At 57.4% G+C, this 17,995-nt stretch carries 15 protein-coding genes; 6 read left to right on the top strand and 9 right to left on the bottom strand.

The window, feature by feature from the left end; translation table 11 throughout:
- Positions 1–116: 116 nt before the first annotated feature.
- From DFT_RS21360 to DFT_RS21350, 3 genes are all read left to right on the top strand, one after another.
- Complete coding sequence (locus DFT_RS21360; protein ID WP_054033263.1) at positions 117–425, top strand: hypothetical protein; 309 nt, start codon at positions 117–119, stop codon at positions 423–425.
- A gap of 159 nt (positions 426–584) precedes the next feature.
- On the top strand, positions 585–1,484 hold the full coding sequence (locus DFT_RS21355) for a hypothetical protein (RefSeq protein WP_076750825.1): 900 nt from the start codon (positions 585–587) through the stop codon (positions 1,482–1,484).
- Positions 1,485–1,630: 146 nt separating this feature from the next.
- Positions 1,631–1,927: a hypothetical protein gene (locus DFT_RS21350; RefSeq protein WP_054033261.1), complete on the top strand. Its 297-nt coding sequence runs from the start codon at positions 1,631–1,633 to the stop codon at positions 1,925–1,927.
- 313 nt (positions 1,928–2,240) lie between these two features.
- On the opposite strand, the gene DFT_RS21345 is transcribed toward DFT_RS21350, so the two are convergent.
- Entirely contained in the window at positions 2,241–3,326 is a 1,086-nt protein-coding gene (locus tag DFT_RS21345; protein WP_161807224.1) for a PAS domain S-box protein, read from the bottom strand.
- A gap of 261 nt (positions 3,327–3,587) precedes the next feature.
- On the opposite strand from DFT_RS21345, the gene DFT_RS21340 reads away from it, so the two are divergent.
- Positions 3,588–4,622: a DUF933 domain-containing protein gene (locus DFT_RS21340; RefSeq protein WP_054034088.1), complete on the top strand. Its 1,035-nt coding sequence runs from the start codon at positions 3,588–3,590 to the stop codon at positions 4,620–4,622.
- A gap of 3 nt (positions 4,623–4,625) precedes the next feature.
- Positions 4,626–5,729 carry a KamA family radical SAM protein gene (locus DFT_RS21335; protein WP_083453694.1) on the top strand — a complete coding sequence of 368 codons (1,104 nt, stop codon included), beginning with the start codon at positions 4,626–4,628 and terminating at the stop codon, positions 5,727–5,729.
- Positions 5,730–5,868: 139 nt separating this feature from the next.
- On the opposite strand, the gene DFT_RS21330 is transcribed toward DFT_RS21335, so the two are convergent.
- The 3 genes from DFT_RS21330 to DFT_RS21320 all read right to left on the bottom strand — a co-directional run bounded on the left by DFT_RS21330 (position 5,869) and on the right by DFT_RS21320 (position 7,732).
- Positions 5,869–6,375 (bottom strand): hypothetical protein, encoded by a 507-nt coding sequence (locus DFT_RS21330; protein ID WP_054033259.1) that lies wholly within the window; start codon positions 6,373–6,375, stop codon positions 5,869–5,871.
- Positions 6,376–6,382: 7 nt separating this feature from the next.
- On the bottom strand, positions 6,383–6,607 hold the full coding sequence (locus tag DFT_RS21325) for a hypothetical protein (protein WP_054033258.1): 225 nt from the start codon (positions 6,605–6,607) through the stop codon (positions 6,383–6,385).
- Positions 6,608–6,712: 105 nt separating this feature from the next.
- Positions 6,713–7,732 carry a GGDEF domain-containing protein gene (locus DFT_RS21320; RefSeq protein ID WP_054033257.1) on the bottom strand — a complete coding sequence of 340 codons (1,020 nt, stop codon included), beginning with the start codon at positions 7,730–7,732 and terminating at the stop codon, positions 6,713–6,715.
- Positions 7,733–8,003: 271 nt separating this feature from the next.
- Here DFT_RS21320 and DFT_RS21315 point away from each other — a divergent pair, with 271 nt between their 5' ends.
- On the top strand, positions 8,004–8,924 hold the full coding sequence (locus tag DFT_RS21315) for an AEC family transporter (protein ID WP_054033256.1): 921 nt from the start codon (positions 8,004–8,006) through the stop codon (positions 8,922–8,924).
- A 91-nt stretch (positions 8,925–9,015) separates the two neighbouring features.
- Here DFT_RS21315 and DFT_RS21310 read toward each other — a convergent pair whose 3' ends face one another.
- The 5 genes from DFT_RS21310 to DFT_RS21290 all read right to left on the bottom strand — a co-directional run bounded on the left by DFT_RS21310 (position 9,016) and on the right by DFT_RS21290 (position 17,700).
- Positions 9,016–12,108 (bottom strand): hybrid sensor histidine kinase/response regulator, encoded by a 3,093-nt coding sequence (locus tag DFT_RS21310; RefSeq protein WP_054033255.1) that lies wholly within the window; start codon positions 12,106–12,108, stop codon positions 9,016–9,018.
- A gap of 469 nt (positions 12,109–12,577) precedes the next feature.
- Positions 12,578–13,699, bottom strand: a complete 1,122-nt coding sequence (locus DFT_RS21305; protein WP_152972112.1) for an ABC transporter permease — start codon at positions 13,697–13,699, stop codon at positions 12,578–12,580.
- Positions 13,700–13,701: 2 nt separating this feature from the next.
- The gene (locus DFT_RS21300; protein WP_054033253.1) at positions 13,702–14,832 is read right to left on the bottom strand and encodes an ABC transporter permease; all 1,131 of its coding nucleotides are present in this window, start codon (positions 14,830–14,832) and stop codon (positions 13,702–13,704) included.
- On the bottom strand, positions 14,829–16,643 hold the full coding sequence (locus DFT_RS21295) for an ATP-binding cassette domain-containing protein (protein WP_076750823.1): 1,815 nt from the start codon (positions 16,641–16,643) through the stop codon (positions 14,829–14,831). The genes DFT_RS21300 and DFT_RS21295 overlap by 4 nt, the downstream gene beginning before the upstream one ends.
- Positions 16,644–16,650: 7 nt before the next feature.
- A complete protein-coding gene (locus tag DFT_RS21290) occupies positions 16,651–17,700 on the bottom strand; it encodes an HlyD family secretion protein (RefSeq protein ID WP_076750822.1) in 1,050 nt (349 codons plus the stop codon).
- Positions 17,701–17,995: the final 295 nt, after the last annotated feature.

Below are 17,995 nucleotides of genomic sequence, written 5' to 3'. Positions count from 1 at the left end.
TTGGATGCCGTTGCCGTTCCTCGGTTATCCATGAACAAAGCGAGCCCATCCAGGAAATGACCCATTGGCCATTTGTGGATGGGCACCCAATAAGACCACCGTCAGGGACATCCGCTATGGACACGACGATCGATCCCCATGCCTGGGTTTATGTGGCTGTACAGAATCCGGGCAATAACGAAACCATCATCGGCCAGTATGATGCCGAACACGATATCCATTTTATCCCGCTGTTCAAAGATAGGGATGCCGCCATGCAAGGGATCCTGCACCTGGCCAAAAATCGGGGGCAGACCATGGAGATCCAGGCCATCATCTTCGAAGATCTGATCAATTACGCAATGCAGGCGGGCCATTTGCTTTTTGTTCTCGACGGCAGCGGTCAAATATTGTCGAAAAGAGCACCGAATGGCGAGCCTCTGTAGGCATGGTTTCGGAGTGTTGCGTTTTCAGCGGTGCTCTCTCTTTCTGAATGCCGTTCAGACATTTGCAAATGGCGATCTTTATTGCTACGTTGACACTTCTTGGAAATCGTAGTCGGTACACCCTAGAACTTCCGGCCAGGCCGGACCAGGTCAATAACCGTGCGAATCATTTCTCGGCCCGATTTTGATGGCGTTGTCTGTGCGGTGCTGCTCAAAGAAGCATTGGGCGGGGATCTGCTCCTGCGCTGGACACAACCCAGCGATATTCAAAATGGCCGCTTCCGGCTGTTGCCCGGCGATGTTTTGGCCAATCTGCCCTTGGCCGGTGATGACGACCTCGCCATGTGGTTCGATCACCATGTATCCAACGTGTCCGAAAAGAATTACCCCGGCATTTTTCGTATCGCGCCATCGGCTGCAGGTTTGGTGTACGAATTTTTTCAAGACCGATGGAACGGGCGCTTCAAGGAGCTGGTGCGCCAGGCCGATCGAATCGATTCCGCCCAACTGACCCTGGACGAGATTCTCCATCCCCAGCACTATCCTTATGTATTGCTTTCCATGTCGATTGCCACACGGCGTTCCCTTGAGGATGCGATCTATTGCGACCACCTGGTGTCGTTGCTCAGAGCACATGACGACATCGAAACGGTCATGCGGGATGCGACGGTGCGCCGGCGATGTGATAACGCCGTGGTGGCCAATCGGGAGTACGAGAGGTCCTTGCGCGACTATACCGAGTTGGAAGGCCACGTCTCCATCACCGATTTCCGTGGGCTCTCACCGGCACCGGATGGCAACCGCTTTCTAGTGTACTCGCTTTTTCCGGATGCCGTGGTCAACGTCAAATTATATGATGAAGGGCCGTTTGTCGTCGTCAAGCTCGGTCACAGTATTTTAAACCGCGGCTGCAGAGTGAACGTGGGCAAACTGTTGAGTCGCTACGGCGGCGGGGGGCATCGCGGCGCCGGGGCCTGCCGCTTGGAACGCGACCACGTCCGGTCCCAGGTGGCCGACATCATCGCCCTGCTGAGGAAAAACGCGGCCGAAGGCGATTGATATCGTCGTGGCGCAATCGATTTAAACCCTTCCTTGCGCTTGAAATCCTGGAAAGCGTGCTGATGCTTTGAAATCATGCAGTGCATGTGATACGTTGAAACTGACTTACAAAAAATCGGCATTGCACATAAAGAGAGGAGGGGCCCATGGCACATCTTATACACCTTAAAAAGAACCAGTGTCGGAGGACAGAGGCGTGGGACCCGGATCAAAAGCTCGCCGAAGCCCTTGAACAGCGGGCGCGCTTTTTGGATCAGTATCCCCAATACCAACCTTTTCAGAACGAAATCGATACGATTCTGGACAAAGCCGGTAGTCCGGAAAATAGAATGACGGTGCTGGCGCTACTCATCGAAGCCAAACTCATCGAGCTGAACACAGAGTTGAAACATCTCAACAGAATCCTGCTCAGCATGCCGGCCGAAGGTTCCGGCGTCTCTTAAACGGCGGATTGAAGTATCCCTGAGCGTTTTGCCTGAGCGTTTTGATCGATAAGTCGCCTGCTGACGGTCGTGGAGGCCCGGGTAGGGCACCTGGTTCTGGCCATCTGTCTCACCCGGGCCGGTTTTAATCAATAGCCTTCATTCAGAATGGCTGTTTTGGGCGTGCACTATCAGTGTCCGTCCACAAATAGGCAAATTTGGTTGAGATCAAGGCGTGCGAAAAATTTCACCGCAGGCATGTAGTTGATATTCCGAGGATAAAATTTTGAGCAGAACGCAGATATCGGGCCAATTGGCCATTTGTGGATGGGCACTATTTAATGGACATCAGAAACGTTCGCAGGTTCACGTTTTTGTTTTTGATATGAAGCTTGCTGCGGATACTGTGGCGGTAGGTATCAATGGTACGGGGCGACAACCCCAGCAGCTGGGCTATCTGGCGCGTGTTTTTGCCCTGGCGGATGAAATTGGCCACCTTCAATTCGGCGGCTGATAAGCCATAAAACCCCAGTGACAACCGCCGGGAAAAATTGCCGGTAATATCGTTGAGGTTTGATTCGATGATGCTGACATAATCCTTGTGGCGTGAATCGGTGCTCTCCTTTGCAATTTTTTTCAAATAGGGGAGCACCATGCGACTGATATTGAACATCACCTGTTCCTCGAGCGCACGCTTGTCCAGCTCGCGTCGTTTCAACAATACTTTCAATGCGGTATTGGCTTCCTGGAGATTGGCCTTTTCCATCTCCAGGCTTTTTTCACGATCCCGTTTCCGGCCTCTTATCTTCGCCGGCGAATCCATTCCCCGCAGCCATTCGTTGCCGGCAGGCAGGGAGTCATCGCCCGCGTCCTGGGCGTTGGCATCCTGTCCTTCGTTGATTGTGGCCGATGGTCGGTCACCACGAAAATTGTCGGTAATATCGCGGCACATCCCCTCGTGCATGATAAATTGCCCCTGGGGGTCGAACGCGATGATCGCGTTCGCCTCCAGCCATCGAATCTCGCCGGTTTTGGTCAGGACGCGAAATTGGAGTGATTGAGCACGCGTTTGGCGATTTGCAAGCGCACCGATATATGCCCTGGCCATGCGGTTTCGGTCGTCTTTATAGATGAATTCGAGAAAAAAGTGGCCGATCAACTCCTCCTGGGTATAGCCCAAGGTGCTGATGGCCCTGTTCACCATTGTAATCCCCCCTTTATCATCCATGGCATAGATGACATCGGTTGCATAGTCGGCACGAGTTGGTTTTTTGGGGTTTGGGGTTTGTTCGGGTGTTGCCGGCGTCACAGGATGCGACGTATGGCGCGGCAGGCGTTGATCGCCCCTTGACAGGTCGGTTCCGGGTTGCCTCCCGGCAGATGTTTCGTGCGGTTCGATGTGTTTACCCGTGGATCCCATGATGCCTGGTGCCGGTAAGGCGTGATAACGATGTCCAATAGTGGACCAAAAGAGGGTGACCCCATGCCAACCCATGTGCCCCTACCGAAATTGGTTTCTGATGTCAAATCATTCTCCGGCTTTGTCCTTGCCTTGATGCCGGATCGGCGTTACAAGTACCCCCGTTTTAATCATATAAAAAAGCAGCCGGGGATGCTGGAACGGGCGCAGGGGTTCGCCGTTTCGGGCATTGGCCGGCAAATCAGATATGGGGAGAGAATTATGAAGTTGGGGTTGATCGGACGAACCGGGGCAGGCAAGACTACCCTTTTCGAAGCGTTGACCAAGTCGCGTCTCGACCCGGCCCAGCGCAAAGAGAGCCGCATCGGGACGGTAAAGGTGCCCGATGAGAGGGTGGACCGGCTGTCGGCCATGTATCAACCCCGCAAGACCATCTTTGCCCAGGTGGAGTATTTACTACCGGCACCGGCCGAGCATGTAAAGGAGAAGGCCAGGGAGCAGAGCATCTGGACCCAGGTTCGCGATTGCGATGCCCTGCTGCACGTCATCCGCAATTTCAGCGGGTACGGTCTGGCGGCGCCCACGCCCCAGGACGACTTCCAGGCGGTGGACCAGGAGTTGATCCTGTCCGATCTCGTGGTGGTCGAAAAACGTCTCGAGCGCTTTGTCCTGGATCAGAAGAGAGGGAAGAAACCCAATCCCGAAGAACAGCAATTGATCCAACGCTGCGCGGATATCCTGAACCAGGAAAAGCCGCTCCGCCACTTTCCCGAAGTGGCCGGCGCCCATGTTTTGCGCGGGTATGCCTTCTTGTCGGGTAAGCCCTGCCTGGTGCTCGTCAACAACGAGGACGAGGACGAATCGCTGCCGGACCTGGGGCCATGGGTCGACCAGGAAACCTGTTTGGCCGTTCGTGGCAAGCTGGAACAGGAGTTGGGGCAAATGGACCCGGAAGAGGCCCGGGAGTTCATGGCCGAATTCGACATTCGTGACCTGGCCATGGATCGGATGATTACAGCGTCCTATGCGCGGCTGGGGTTGATGTCGTTCTTCACCGTGGGCGAAGACGAGGTGCGGGCCTGGACCATCAGGAAGGGAACCGCTGCTGTCGATGCCGCGGAGGTCATCCATTCGGATATCAAAAAGGGATTTATCCGTGCGGAAGTATTGGCCTACGAGGATTTGATGGCCGCCGGCTCGTATGCCGAGGCCCGTAAACTCGGCACCGTGCGCCTGGAAGGCAAGACCTACGAAGTCAAAGACGGCGACATTATCAATTTCAGGTTCAACGTCTAAAAGATGGCATCGATCGAGAGTATTTCACCGTTGCGTCATCCGGCCCCTGACATTGCCGACACGACCGCGGCCCCATGGAAAAGCATCCTTGATAAAAGCATGGTACATCTGCGGGACCTTCCTGTCCACCTGATGGCCGGTGGTGATGCCTTGGATGCCGTGACGGACTATTTCCCCATGCGCATCAATCCCTATATGTTGGGGTTGATCGATACGCCGGACGGCCCCATTGGGCGCCAACTGCTTCCCCGGGCCGAAGAGCTCGACGATCTGGATCGGGAAGGCGACCCCTTGGCCGAAGAGCATCAGTCTCCGGCCCCTCAAATCATTCACCGTTACCCTGGCCGCGTGGTGTTTCTCGTCTCCAATCAATGTGCCGTGCACTGCCGTTTCTGCATGCGCAAGCGGCGCGTGGCCGACGGCCGCCAGGTCCCCCGGGAATCCATCGACCTGGGTATCGACTACATCCGGAATCATCCCCAGGTGAACGAGGTCGTGCTGTCCGGCGGCGATCCGTTGATGCGCAGCGATTCGCAACTGGTTCGGATTCTGGAGACCCTGAAAGAAATTCCCCATGTGAGACTGCTGCGCATCCACACCAGGATGCCGGTGGTTTTGCCCCAGCGGATCACCCCGGCCCTGGCCGGCGAATTGTCACGATGTCATCCGTTGTATTTGAATCTTCACTGCAACCATCCTGCCGAAATCACAACGGAAGTTGCTTCCGCCAGCCGCCTGTTGGCCGATGCCGGCATACCGCTGGGCAGCCAGACCGTTCTGCTCAAGGGCGTGAACGACGATGCCCGCGTCCTTCAGGAGTTGTTCGAGGCACTGCTCCAGATCCGTGTCCGACCGTACTACTTGCACCAGCTCGACCGGGTGCCCGGCACGGCTCATTTCAGGGTGCCCGTGGAAAGAAGTATCGGATTGCTGCGGGAGTTGCGCGGTCGTCTTTCCGGCATGGGCATGCCCCATCTGATGGTCGATCTGCCCGGAGGGGGCGGAAAAGTGGCGCTCGGCGAGGCGTCCGTCGTAGACAGAAGTGAAGACTTCTGGAAAATCAGGAATTGGCAGGGGCAGATCTACGATTATACGGTCAGGCAGTGAACGCGCGACCTTCGATGGCGACAACAGCGGATGGGCAATTTGCGCAAACTGCGGCTGAGCAAGGGCGCGTTCCTTGATCAGTCGCCGCAATGGGCGCCTTGCGGCGGGGCACGATTGATCCCCACGTCATGGTCAATGATTAAATTTTGAACTGATCGACCATTCGTTTCAGTTGGTCGGAAAGCTCGGAAAGTGCCTGGGCGTTCAGGTCTATTTTCGAACCATTGCTGGCCATCTCATCCATGGCACCGCTCACACCGGCAATGCCCTGGGAAATTTCAGCGGATACCGCAGCACTCTGATTTGCGTTCTGGTTCATTTCCTGGATCCCCTGGGATGCCTGGGATACATTGGCTCCGATTTCGACGCCGGTTAACGGGGCGTGGTTACCGCCGCTGATTGTGACGATGGTGGGCCTGAAGGAGACCAGGTCATCGCTTTTATTTTGATTATTTTTCCAAAGCCGCAACAGGCTCCTGACCGGGGGCAGATGGAAATGGATTCGCAGGGATTTGCCGTCGTGCATGTCCTTGTATCCCTGTTCAATGGACGAAAGGGGGCGCCGAAGTTGCTGGCGGGCTGATTCCAGCTGGGGGTCGCCGGCATCGTTCAGGTTCCCCTGATAGGCGGTGGCATACGCTGCCATTACGGGTTCAGCCCGGCTGAACAGAGCTGCCTGGGCCAGTTTTTTCGTCGGCAATGCGGGTGATGTTGGATGTAATGTCGGTGACTTTGGATCTTGCGTTGTTTTCGAGATTTTTACCCAGCAACTGGGTGACCGTCGATCCTGCCACGACATACAAGGCGATCGAGAATAGAAGCGTTGCCAAAATCCCCGGAAACAGGATTTTTGTGCTGATTTTGTTCCATTTCAACATGATTTAGGGTCCTTTCGTGACAGTCCCATCGCAGCTCGGTGACCAGAAGGCGATATCGGCTGTTTCAAAAGGATCTTATTAAATCATATCGTCAAGAGCGATGGCTTACAGGCCCGAGACTCTGTTCCGTCCGGCTTTTTTGGAGTGATACAGCGCCTCATCGGCGCGTTGCAGGAAGCGTTCGACCGTATCGTCCTTTCTGAAAGCGGTGACGCCGAATGAGAGGCTGATCTTTCCCAGGCTCTCCCGGTTGTTCTTTCTTTTCAGGTCGATACATTCGAAGGTGTGCTGCAGATTCTTGGCCACCTTAAGGCCTCCCTCAAAGGGCGTGTCCGGCAATAGCATGGCAAATTCTTCGCCGCCGATGCGCGCGACCAGGTCTTTGCCCCTGATGGCGTTCTTTATGGTGGCGGCCACCACCCGCAGTACATTGTCTCCCACGAGGTGTCCATGGGTGTCGTTGATCTGTTTGAAGTGATCGATATCGGCCATGATCAAACACAGCGGCGTTTTATCTGACTTGGATTCGTCGATGACACTTTCCAGTTTTTCTTCAAATCCCCTGCGGTTGTCGATTCGCGTCAAGGGGTCCAGGAATGCCTCGTTACGGTATTGCGCCATTTTGGTTTTCAGCTGATCGATTTCCCGGGTGGCCTGTTGGAGTTGCTCCTTGAGCGAGCTGCTCGTCGATTCCAGGCGTTTGATTTCGTGTTTGATCTGTTCGACGAGCAAGTCCACATCCGCTTCGGTCAGATTGGGCAACAGCGCCTGGTTTATATTCTCCAGTTGATTTTCGGATTCGGAAAAATGCTGGCTCGTGGCTTTGATGGCCTCGATGATCTCGGCAAACAGCTTCTTGAGTTCTTCCCTTACCACTTCTGTCAATCTGATTTGAGATTCGGCGATGTATTGATTGAAAAGCTTTTGAATCACTTCTTCCGTGAAGCTCTTTTTGTTTTCCAGATGCCGGTCAATGGCCGCATTGAGAGCCGCGTTTTTTCCGGAGGCATATTCATACCAGATGCTGTAGGTCAACGGTTCCGCAGTAAGACCATGCTGGCTGATCAATTCGAGCGTCAGACGCAGGTTTTTACGTGAATCCTCGATTGTCTCTTCGAGTGGCATCCTGTTTTCCCTTGGTGAACGGATAAATCTTCGATATGCGTCCGAGGCCCGCGACTTGAAGCATGATGACGCGACTTGAAACCAAAACCCGCTTGTTGAAATGCTTTGTAGAGGGGCTAGGGGGAGCTGTCAAATGAATTTTTCAACGCGTCGGCTCCTGCTGGAAAGGGCTGATCGGCGTTCGAAACGGTTGCCAGCCCCATCGCTTTGTGCCATCATCCGCGTTTCGCGACGAGCGGTTTTATACAAGCCTTTTGCCGGATAGCTGCGCATGCATATTCTCACCACCATTATTCCGATCTTCATCATTGTCATGTTGGGTTGGGTCGTTCATCGGCATGGTTTTTTGCCCGACGAATTTCTGGGGCCGGCCAACCGGCTGGTTTTTTACGTGGCGATCCCGGCGATGATTTTTCAATCCATCGCCCAATCGACCTTCGGCGATTTTTTCAATCCACTGGTGATTGTCCTTACGCTGTCGGCCGCGGCCCTGATCTATGCGGCCGCCTGGCTGACGAGCCGCGGGATGGGTATGCAACGCTCCCTGGCCGGCACCTTTATCCAGTGTTCGGGGCACGGCAACCTGGGATATATCGGTCTGGCGGTGGCGTTCTATTTCCTGGGAGACGAAGGCCTCGTGCACGCCAGCGTGGTGGCCGGTTTTCTCATGATCCTTCAGAACATTCTATCGACCGTGGCCCTGCAGACCCATGCCACCCAAGCGGTCGCCGGGTCCAGCTATCGTCTGATCGTGGTCAAGGTCATGGGCAATCCGGTCATCGTGTCGGTATCGCTCGGCATGCTCTTTTCGGTCTTTTCGATTCCCCTGCCGCTCATCGTGGCGCGCAGTCTGACGATTCTGACCGGTTTGGCGCTTCCCACAGCCCTGCTGGTGATCGGCGCGTCGCTGTCGCTCGAACGCATGGCGGCCCAAGGCCTGACGGTCGCCGGCGCCGTGGCCTTCAAGCTGCTTGTGTTGCCGGGAGCGGGCTGGCTTTTGTTTCGCTGTTTCGGTCTGCAGACAATCGATATTTTGCCGGCCTTGATTCTGCTGGCATCACCAACGGCCACCATCTCTTTCGTCATGGCCAGGGAGATGCAGGGAGACGGGGACCTGGCCACCGCCGCGATTTCCGCGAGTACGCTGGGATCGGCACTGACCTATATCATGTGGCTGAAACTGGCTTCGTAACCATGCGTGTCCACCCACAGATGGCCAATCGGCCCGATATCGGTGTTGCACGATAAATTCAATCATCGGAAGAGGACGGGCCTCTGTCGGGTCAGGCTTTATCCAGTTCCGAGCGAACCGCCAGTCCGATCTGTTCGAGGGTATACGGCTTTTTCACATAGGTGCCGGCACCCAGTCGCTGCGTCTCGTGCACCTGATCCGTTTCGGCATATCCGCTGGCGATCACCGCTTTCTGGCATGGGTAGACGTTTATGATTTGCCGATAGGTTTCCTGGCCGTTCATGCCGTCGGGCATGATCATGTCCAGGATCAGCAGGTCATAGTTTTGTTTCCGGATCAGGCGCACGGCCTCCTCGCCGCTGGATGCGCTGTCGGCCCGATAGCCGAGCCGTTTGAGCATTTCGGTGGTCAGCTCGCGTTGTTCGGCGGCATCGTCGATGACGAGAATCGATTCTCCTTTGCCGAGATAGTCGTCGATATGGGCCGGCACCGACGCTTCCAATCTGAGGCGCGAGGCGGGGAAATAGAGGACGAAGGTGGTGCCCCGGCCCTCCTGGGTCCGAATGTCGATAAAGCCTTCATGATCTTTGATGGTGCCCCACACCACCGACATGCCCAGGCCCGTGCCGCTGCGGCCCATGGTCTTTTTCGTGTAGAAGGGTTCGAAAATATGCTGCAGGTCGGTGTCCGATATGCCGATGCCCGTGTCGGCCACCTCGAGGGTGCAGAATTCACCTTTCGGTATGACTTCGAACCCTTGCATGGGCTTGTCGATGTAGCAATCTCCGGTCGATATGGTGAGCCGGCCGCCGTTGGGCATGGCGTCCACGGCATTGGACACGAGATTCATGAGGGATTTGGAGATGTGCACCTCGGATCCGGTCACATGGAGTGTCTGATCGGCGATACGGGTTTCCACCTGCAGGTCGTTCTGGGAAGCGGTGATGTTCCGATATTCAGGAGAGGTCATGAACTCTTCGACGATTCGGTTGAGATCGATGGCCTTTTTGGTGGCAACGCCCCGGCGCGCCAGGGTCAAAAGATCTTGAACGATGCCGGCCGCCTTTTCGCCGGATCGTTTGATGGTCTGCAGCGGAACCCGCAGGGGGCTTTCTTGCGGCAGGTCGAGCAGAAGCAGCTCCGGGTAGGTGACGATGCCGCTGAGAATGTTGTTCAGGTCATGGGCCACACCACCGGCCAGTCTCCCCAGGGATTCCAGTTTCTGGGCGTTGTGGAGCTTGATTTCGAGTTCCCGCTTTTCCGCTTCGGCCCGTCTGATCTGGGTCAGGTCGTGGACCACGGCCATGGCACGCTTGGGCACGCCCTCTTCGAAAAAGAATTTGGTATTGGACAGCACCCAGAACTCCCGCCCGTCTTTTACCTTGACCTGATACTCGGTGGCCGGCGGGTCTTTGCGGCCCTGGAAAACCTCCGCGACCAGCCCATCCATTGTCTTCCGGCTCTCTTCGTTTAACAGATCATAGGGATGCAGGGCCAGAAACTCTTCTTTGGTGTATCCGGAATATTCGCACATGACGTCGTTGACACTGATGAATTTCATCTTCTCCAGGTCGAATTCATAAATTCCCGCCGGCGCGTATTGAACGATCTCCCTGTACTTTTCTTCACTGATTTTAAGGGCTTTTTCGGCCTCCACCCGTTCGGTGACATCCCTGGCCGCCCCCAATACGTAATGGGGTTTTCCCTCTTCGTCCAGAATCAGACGGTTTTTGTATTCGAAGATGACCTCGCGACTGGATTTGGTAACGCCCCTCAACAACCCTTGAGCCGACCCGAAACGAAGGATATGGGCCATGTAGTCGTCGAATTGGCGCCTATAGCGGTCCGGGATAAATTCACGAATGTTCAAGCCCTCCAGATCCGCTTTTCGCCAACCGTACTCTTCCTTGAACGGAATGTTTGTTTCAATTAGCGTGCCGTTCATGTCGTGGAGGCAGAGCAGGTCCATGCCGTGTTCGAAGATGTCGCGGTATTTCCTTTCGCTTTGCGCGAGTTCCGCTTCGGCCCGTCTGCGCTCGGATATATCGCGGGTCACGCCCATGATGGCAACCGGTTTGCCCTGGGCATTGCGGAGAAACGATACGATCATTTCGGCCCAGGCATACCCGCCGCCGGACAGGGAATGTTCGACCTCCAGACGGCGTGAACGCTGGGGATCGACACCCGCCTGACCATCTCGGGCCAACTCCTCTTCCAAATACCGCATCAAGGTTTTCAAAGAGGCCGGCGACAAAGATTCCTCCGGCGTCTGGGCCAAAGCTTCTTCGGCCGGAAACCCGCGAATGCGCTCCACCGATGGGCTGATATATTCCAATCGACGGTTCGAAAGGCTGAACACCCAGATGACGTCCGTGGCGTTTTCTGCTAGAAGGCGATATTGCTGCTCCGATGCGGCCAGTTTCCGGTTGGCGTTTTCGAGGTCCGCCGCCAGTTGACGGACTTGGTCATATTTGGCTTGAATCAGACCGTTGGCCCGCAGAAGGTCCTCGACCGCCTGGTCGTAAAATTTTCGCTTCCCGAATAGACGCCGCCACCACGATCGATTCGGCTCCCATCGGACATGGTACAGGCATCCGCTGCCTCCTTGTGTGGGACGATCCTGCCGTTCGCTCCCCGCAGGTGGCGACTCGGCCACCTGGCATTGGATCTCTTCCACTTGCGCCGGCGGCAACCCGATGAATGTCGGTATGGCGGCCAACGCCCCCCGGGTCAGATCACAATCGAATCGCGTTTTCGGGTAGCCGCTATGTGCGCGATCCTCCAGAATGGCCCAGGAGGGTCCGATGTCATGCAGATGGATGTCGGCCGTGTTTTTGAGACTTTTATAGTACTTGGGTGCCAACAAATAGATCAGTTTGGGGCTGCCCACCAGTCTGGCGACATGATCCAGCGGGGCCAGGGATTGAAATCGAGCCGCGGCCACCGTCATGTTGTAAACGGCATCATCGTCGCCTAAAATCCTGATCATGCGCGCGCAGAGTCGCTGCAAAAAGGCGTGGGAAATCCAGTTGTTGGTGTCCAGGAGATAGGCCTCGTCGAAAGGCAGGTCCTCCAGAAGACCGCCCAACCGCCCCTGGTTGTTTCCGCGCACATACAGGATCAGTGTCCGGGTAATACGGCAACTGATCTCTTTGGCGCTTTCGGGTCGTGGGTGTTCGGTCATCGTTATTGCTGCACCAATCCTGAAGTCCAATTTCGGCTCCTGATCGAGCCGCTTTCGCGCACAAGTCAATATGTGCCCACAGGAGTCTATCGCCAGGAGGCTGAAAAACTTTAAGAATCATACGGATCGCAGCAATCCTAAATGAACGCGATTCATTGAACCCGGCGTGTGTGGAACAGGTGGCCGATGCCACACGCCAAGCGGTCAAGTGCCGGTAAAATGCACGGCGGGCGGCCCGGAAACTCGCTGCGCTCAAACAGTCTGGGCCGCTTGCCCGCCGTTTGCATTCAACCGGCACTATCGACCGCTGGCTGACGTGGCCCTGGCCACCTGCCCCACCCACGCCTGCCATCACCGTTGCGATGCGAATTTTTTGTCAAACATCTTTTGTCATGCATGCCCTTCAAGGTGAATCACATTCTGTTAGAATTGCTGTGCGGATCGGGTGAGTCCGCCCATGGTCGGTGTCTCATTTGGTGCGGTGGCGGAACAGCCAGCCGGCCAGGGGCAGGGTGATGGCGGCCATGAGGATCAGCGGCCAGATATCGGGCCAGATGGCGGCCGTGTCGGCGCCTTTGAGAAAGATCGTGCGCAGCGCGATGATGATATAACGGACCGGATTGAGCAGTGTGCCGGTCTGCAGCCATTGGGGCATGTTGGCGATGGGAGTGGCGAAGCCCGAAAGGATCACCGCCGGCATGATAAAGATAAATGCGCCGAGCAGGGCTTGTTGCATGGTCATGGAGAGCGACGAGACCAGCAGACCGATGCCCACCATGGCCACGATGAAGCACAGCAGGGCCAGGACCAGCGCCTGAATGGTACCGCGAAAGGGCACGCCGAACCAGTAGACCGCACCGGCCGCAAAGATCAGCGCATCGGCAAGACCAAAGACGATGCCCGGTATCGATTTGCCGATCAGGATCTCGCCGGGTTTGAAGGGTGCTACCAGAAGTTGGTCGAAGGTGCCGAACTCCCGCTCGCGCGCCACAGACAGGCTGGTCAGGATCATGACCACCACCATGCTGATGATGCCGCCCAGGGCCGACACGATGAACCAGCGGCTCTGCAGATTCTCGTTGTACCAGGCCCGTTCGACCCGCACGATGGCGCCGCCGGCCCGGTCTGGAATCGACGTTTGCATAATCTGCCGGTTGAACTCCTCCACGATGGTGCCGACATATCCCATCGCGATAAGGGCCACATTGGAGTTGCGGCCATCCACGATCACACGCAGTTCGGCCGATGCCCCCCGGTGAAGGTCACGGCTGAATTGAGGGGGTATATGCAGCACGAGTCGGGCCGCTTCCCGGTCAATGGTAGGTGCGATGTCTTGGGTGGTGGAAAGGGTGCGGGTGAGCTGAAAATGGGACGAGCCTTCGAACCCGGCCAGGAGCTGGCGGGATTCGGTGGTCCGGCATTCGTCCAGCACCGCGTAGCGTACGTTTTTGACGTCGAAGGTGGCTGCATATCCGAAGACAAAAAACTGGATCAGCGGTGGGCCGATGACCACAAACCGGCTCTTTGAATCCTTGAGGACCATGGTGAACTCTTTGATGATCAGCGCGATGATGCGATACAGGCTGTCCATGATCATTCCAGGCGTTTGGTGGTTTTTCGGAATGCAAGCGCGAAAAAGAGAGCCGCCATCGCCGCCAGGGCCAGGGCATCGGGCAGCAGCACGGGCCATATGTCGCCCGCCATGAAAAGCGTGTGGCTGATATCGACGAAGTAGCGTGCCGGCACCACGCGGCTGACCATCTGGATGGGCAGGGGCGTGCTTTCCAGGTCGAACAACAGCCCGGATAAAAAGAGGGCCGGCAGAAATCCCGTGACGATGGAGAGCTGGGCCGCCACGAATTGGACCCGAATGGCCGACGATATCAGCAATCCCAGTCCCAGGGAGGCGAGCATGAACAGAGCGCTCATCAAGATCAATACCGCCAGGGAGCCGTTGAGGGGCACTTTAAAGAGCGTGACGGCGGCCGTCACCGTCAGTCCCATGCCCAGCATGCCCAGGACAAAATAGGGCACTATTTTTCCCATGAGAAAATCGATTCTGCGCAAGGGGGTGACCATCAACGCTTCCATGGTGCCGCGTTCCCATTCCCGCGCCACCACCAGGGCCGTGAGCAGGATGCCGGTGAGGGTCATGATCAGGGTCACCAAACCGGGAATCAGGAAATTGCGGCTCTGTGCCGAGGCGTTGAACCAGATCCGCTGGGTGACGCTGACCGCAGGGGCGGCCACTGCTTCTCCTTGAACCGTGTTGACTTCGATCCATTTTTGCAGCACGCCGCGGGTGTAGCCTTGGATCAGGCGCGCCCGGTTGGCATCGATGCCGTCGACAATCAGCTGGATACGGGCCAGACCGCGGCCGCGCAGGCGGGATGTAAAATCGGACTGCACCTGGACGATGCCGTCCACCTCTCCATGTTCGAGCCATCGGATCGCTTCGCCCATGGTGTTGAGATGGGTGACTTGAAAATAGCGGGACCCTTCGAATCGGGCCGCCAGCTCCCGGGCCGCTTCGCCGCGGTCATCGGCCACCACGGCGATGGGGACATTTTCGGCATCCAATGAGACGCCGTATCCGAAGAGAAACAGCAGGACGATGGGCAGCACCATGGCCAGGGCGATGCTGCTCGGGTCCCGCCGGATTTGGAGGGCCTCCTTGCGCAACAGGCCGCGCATACGCATGAGAAATCGGTGGCTGCCGCTCATGGGGCTGCCTCCCGGACCGCGTCCGGCGCCGGCCCGCCGGCACCGGGCGGGCGTCCCTCGGCCAGGGCGATAAAGGCATCCTCGATCGTCGGATCGGGCCGCTCCTGGGATCGGACCAGGGATCGGATTTGCGCGGGCGTCCCCATGGCCAGGCGTTCCCCCTGGCTGATGATCAGGATACGATCACAATATTCGGACTCTTCCATGAAATGCGTGGTCACCACGACCGTGACCCCTTGCTGAGCAAAACCGTTGATTCGGAGCCAGAACTCTCGCCTCGCCAGCGGATCGACCCCCGAGGTCGGTTCGTCCAGGAAGAGGATGTCCGGGTCGTGCAGCAGGGCCGTTGCCATGGCCAGGCGCTGTTTGAACCCACCGGGCAGCTGTCCGGCGGATTGATTGCGCCAGGCCGCCAGTTCAAATTGAACGAAGGCCCATTCGATGCGTTCTTCCAGCCTACGGCCGCCCAGGCCGTAGGCCCGCCCGAAAAAGCGCAGGTTTTCCAGGACGCTCAGCTGGCCGTAGAGTGAAAACTGCTGCGCCATGTATCCCAGCCGGGCCCGGGCGCGCGAAGGCGAGCGCCGCAGGTCATTGCCCGCCACGCTCAGTTCGCCACCGCTGGCTCCAAGCAATCCGCAAAGCATCCTGAAGGTGGTGCTTTTACCGGCGCCATTGGGACCCAACAGGCCGAAAATCTCGCCTCGCCGGACTTCGAAACTCAAATTTTTGACCGCTTGGAAGTCGCCGAAGTTTTTTTGTAATGCCTTGACTTGGACCACCACCTCGGCGGCGCCTTTGGGTGTCCCAGCGGCCGGCACCTTGCCGGCGACCTGCAGATGTTCGCCTTTGTGGGGGATCAGGCGCATGAAGGCGTCTTCGAAATTGGGTTCTGCGGGCGTGACGCCGGCCTGCCAGGCGTCGGGCAGCAGTCCGATCACGGTATCGATGCCGGGTGTGTCCGCAACCACGCGGACGCGTCCGGAGTGTATGGTGACGTCTATGACGTGGTCGCACCCGGCCAGATGGGTTTGAATATCCCGGGGTTTGACACCCATCGGCGGGTCGATCAGGGTGACGCCGTCCATCCGGCGCTTGAAATCGATGGGGCGTCCTTCGGCCAGCTTGCGCCCCTGATGCAGCAGGATCACCCGATCACAACGTTCGGCCTCGTCCAGGTAGGCGGTGGACACCACCACCCCGATGCCCGCTTCGCTCACCAGGCGGTAGACGATTTTCCACAGTTCCCGGCGCGAGACCGGATCGACCCCGACGGTGGGTTCATCCAACAGAAGCAGTCGCGGTGATTTGACCAGGCAGCAGGCCAGTCCGAGTTTCTGTTTCATGCCGCCCGAGAGCGCACCGGCCAGTCGCCGGGTATAGGGCTGCAATCCTGTCATTTCCAGCAATTGTGCATAACGCGACGGTCGCTCGCCCGTCGGCACGGCCTGCAGATCGGCATACAGATCCATGTTCTCCTGGACCGTCAAATCCTGGTAGAGTCCGAATTTTTGAGGCATGTAGCCGACCTGCTGCTGAATATGGATGGCATCGGTCACGCTGTCGAGCCCCAGGACGGTCACCGAACCGTGTGTCGGCACGAGCAATCCGGCGGCGGTGCGGATCAGGGTCGTTTTGCCGGCGCCGTCGGCGCCGATCAACCCCGTGACACGGCCCGCATCGGCTTCGAACGATACGGAACGCAACGCCTCTACGGGCGGTCCCTTTTTCGTCTCGAACGTCTTTTGCAGTTCACGAACCGCCATTACGACCGTCGCGTCCGAAGCGGGTGCCGGGTTCTCAGTCGCGGCCATGGCCGGTCTATCCTTGGGCTGCCGAGGCGGGTGTCGCTGCAGGGGGCGGCGCATCGGGCGACATCGTGGAGTCGATGGATACGCTGACCGGCATGCCCAGGCGCAATTGATCGTCCGGATCTTTCACAAAGATACGCGTTTCATAGACCAGGTGGGGTCGCAACTCTTCGGTTTCGACGCTTTTGGGTGTGAATTCAGCGACCGGGGAGACGAAGCCGACCCAGCCGTGGAAAGGCCGATCCGGATAGGAATCGGTGTGAATATGGGCATTGAGGCCGAGTTTGACCTGGCCCAGTTTAGGTTCGGGCACATAGACCCGCACCCATTTCGGGTCGGTCAAGGCCAATGCGATCACCGGGCGATTGGGATAGGTCATCTCTCCGGGCTCGAGGATGCGGTTCTGCACCACCCCGTCTGCCGGTGCACAGAGCGTCATGTCCGCCAGGCGCACCTCAAGCAGCGACCTGGAAGCCTCCAGGGACGCCAGGGTATGGCGGGCGGCCTCGATGTCTTCCTTTCGTGGGCCTTCCAAGGCCAGGGCCAGTGCCTTGTCCTTCACCTGGAGTTGGGCCTGGGCCACATCGAGTTGCGCCCGCGCATCGTCTCGGGTCTGGACGCTGGTTACACCGGCCTGGGAGGTGGTTTTCAATCGCTCGAAGCTCAGCTGGGCGTTCTTGAGGACCGCCCTGGCAGCCACTACCTCGGCCCGTGCCTGGGCGATCTCTTCGGGACGGTTGCCGGTCTCCAACCGTTTGACGACTTCCTGTTGGGCGGAAATCTGGGCGCGGACCTGTTCGATCTGGGCCTCGACGCGGCGTGTGTCCTGAAGGGCCAGCGGCTGGCCGGACCGGACCCGCTGCCCCTCTTCTACCCAGATCTGGACGATCCGTTCCTGTTCGCTGAATCCTAAATCGGCGGTGCGGATATCGATATTCCCATAGAGCTTGATGGGATAGGTGGCGTCCTCCGCTTTTTCCACCGACAACCATCGACCGGCAATCGTGCCGACGGCAATGAGAACAGCCGCTGCGATCGCAATCTTGACTTTACCCGTCATACATCCGATTCTCCGTGGGTGCCCGGCAGAGGTCCGAGCGAGCGTTTTGAGGATGTGCGGCAGTTTACGCGGCTTGATGCTAAAGTGCAAGGGCGCTGGAGGGACGTCAGCAATTCTAACTGAATGTGATTCACCTTGAAGGAGTGCCTTCCAAAAGTTTTTAATATAAAAATTCGCATCGCAACGGACATGGCAGGCGTGTGTGGGGCAGGTGGCCAGGGCCACTTGAGCCTGCGGTCCTAGAGCCAGTTGAATGCAAACGGCGGACAAGCGGCCCAGACTGTTTGAGCGCAGC

It is taken from the genome of Desulfatitalea tepidiphila (assembly GCF_001293685.1).
Classification (GTDB): Bacteria; Desulfobacterota; Desulfobacteria; order Desulfobacterales; family Desulfosarcinaceae; genus Desulfatitalea; species Desulfatitalea tepidiphila.
Note: the sequence above shows the minus strand (reverse complement) of the source record. Positions and strands in the feature narration are given on the sequence as shown.

Coding starts and splice junctions, on each gene's coding strand:
- DFT_RS21360 (WP_054033263.1), top strand. CDS start 117: ATGGACACGACGATCGATCCCCATGCCTGGGTTTATGTGGCTGTACAG.
- DFT_RS21350 (WP_054033261.1), top strand. CDS start 1,631: ATGGCACATCTTATACACCTTAAAAAGAACCAGTGTCGGAGGACAGAG.
- DFT_RS21345 (WP_161807224.1), bottom strand. CDS start 3,326: ATGGGATCCACGGGTAAACACATCGAACCGCACGAAACATCTGCCGGG.
- DFT_RS21340 (WP_054034088.1), top strand. CDS start 3,588: ATGAAGTTGGGGTTGATCGGACGAACCGGGGCAGGCAAGACTACCCTT.
- DFT_RS21335 (WP_083453694.1), top strand. CDS start 4,626: ATGGCATCGATCGAGAGTATTTCACCGTTGCGTCATCCGGCCCCTGAC.
- DFT_RS21330 (WP_054033259.1), bottom strand. CDS start 6,375: ATGGCAGCGTATGCCACCGCCTATCAGGGGAACCTGAACGATGCCGGC.
- DFT_RS21325 (WP_054033258.1), bottom strand. CDS start 6,607: ATGTTGAAATGGAACAAAATCAGCACAAAAATCCTGTTTCCGGGGATT.
- DFT_RS21320 (WP_054033257.1), bottom strand. CDS start 7,732: ATGCCACTCGAAGAGACAATCGAGGATTCACGTAAAAACCTGCGTCTG.
- DFT_RS21315 (WP_054033256.1), top strand. CDS start 8,004: ATGCATATTCTCACCACCATTATTCCGATCTTCATCATTGTCATGTTG.
- DFT_RS21310 (WP_054033255.1), bottom strand. CDS start 12,108: ATGACCGAACACCCACGACCCGAAAGCGCCAAAGAGATCAGTTGCCGT.
- DFT_RS21305 (WP_152972112.1), bottom strand. CDS start 13,699: ATGGACAGCCTGTATCGCATCATCGCGCTGATCATCAAAGAGTTCACC.
- DFT_RS21300 (WP_054033253.1), bottom strand. CDS start 14,832: ATGAGCGGCAGCCACCGATTTCTCATGCGTATGCGCGGCCTGTTGCGC.
- DFT_RS21295 (WP_076750823.1), bottom strand. CDS start 16,643: ATGGCCGCGACTGAGAACCCGGCACCCGCTTCGGACGCGACGGTCGTA.
- DFT_RS21290 (WP_076750822.1), bottom strand. CDS start 17,700: ATGACGGGTAAAGTCAAGATTGCGATCGCAGCGGCTGTTCTCATTGCC.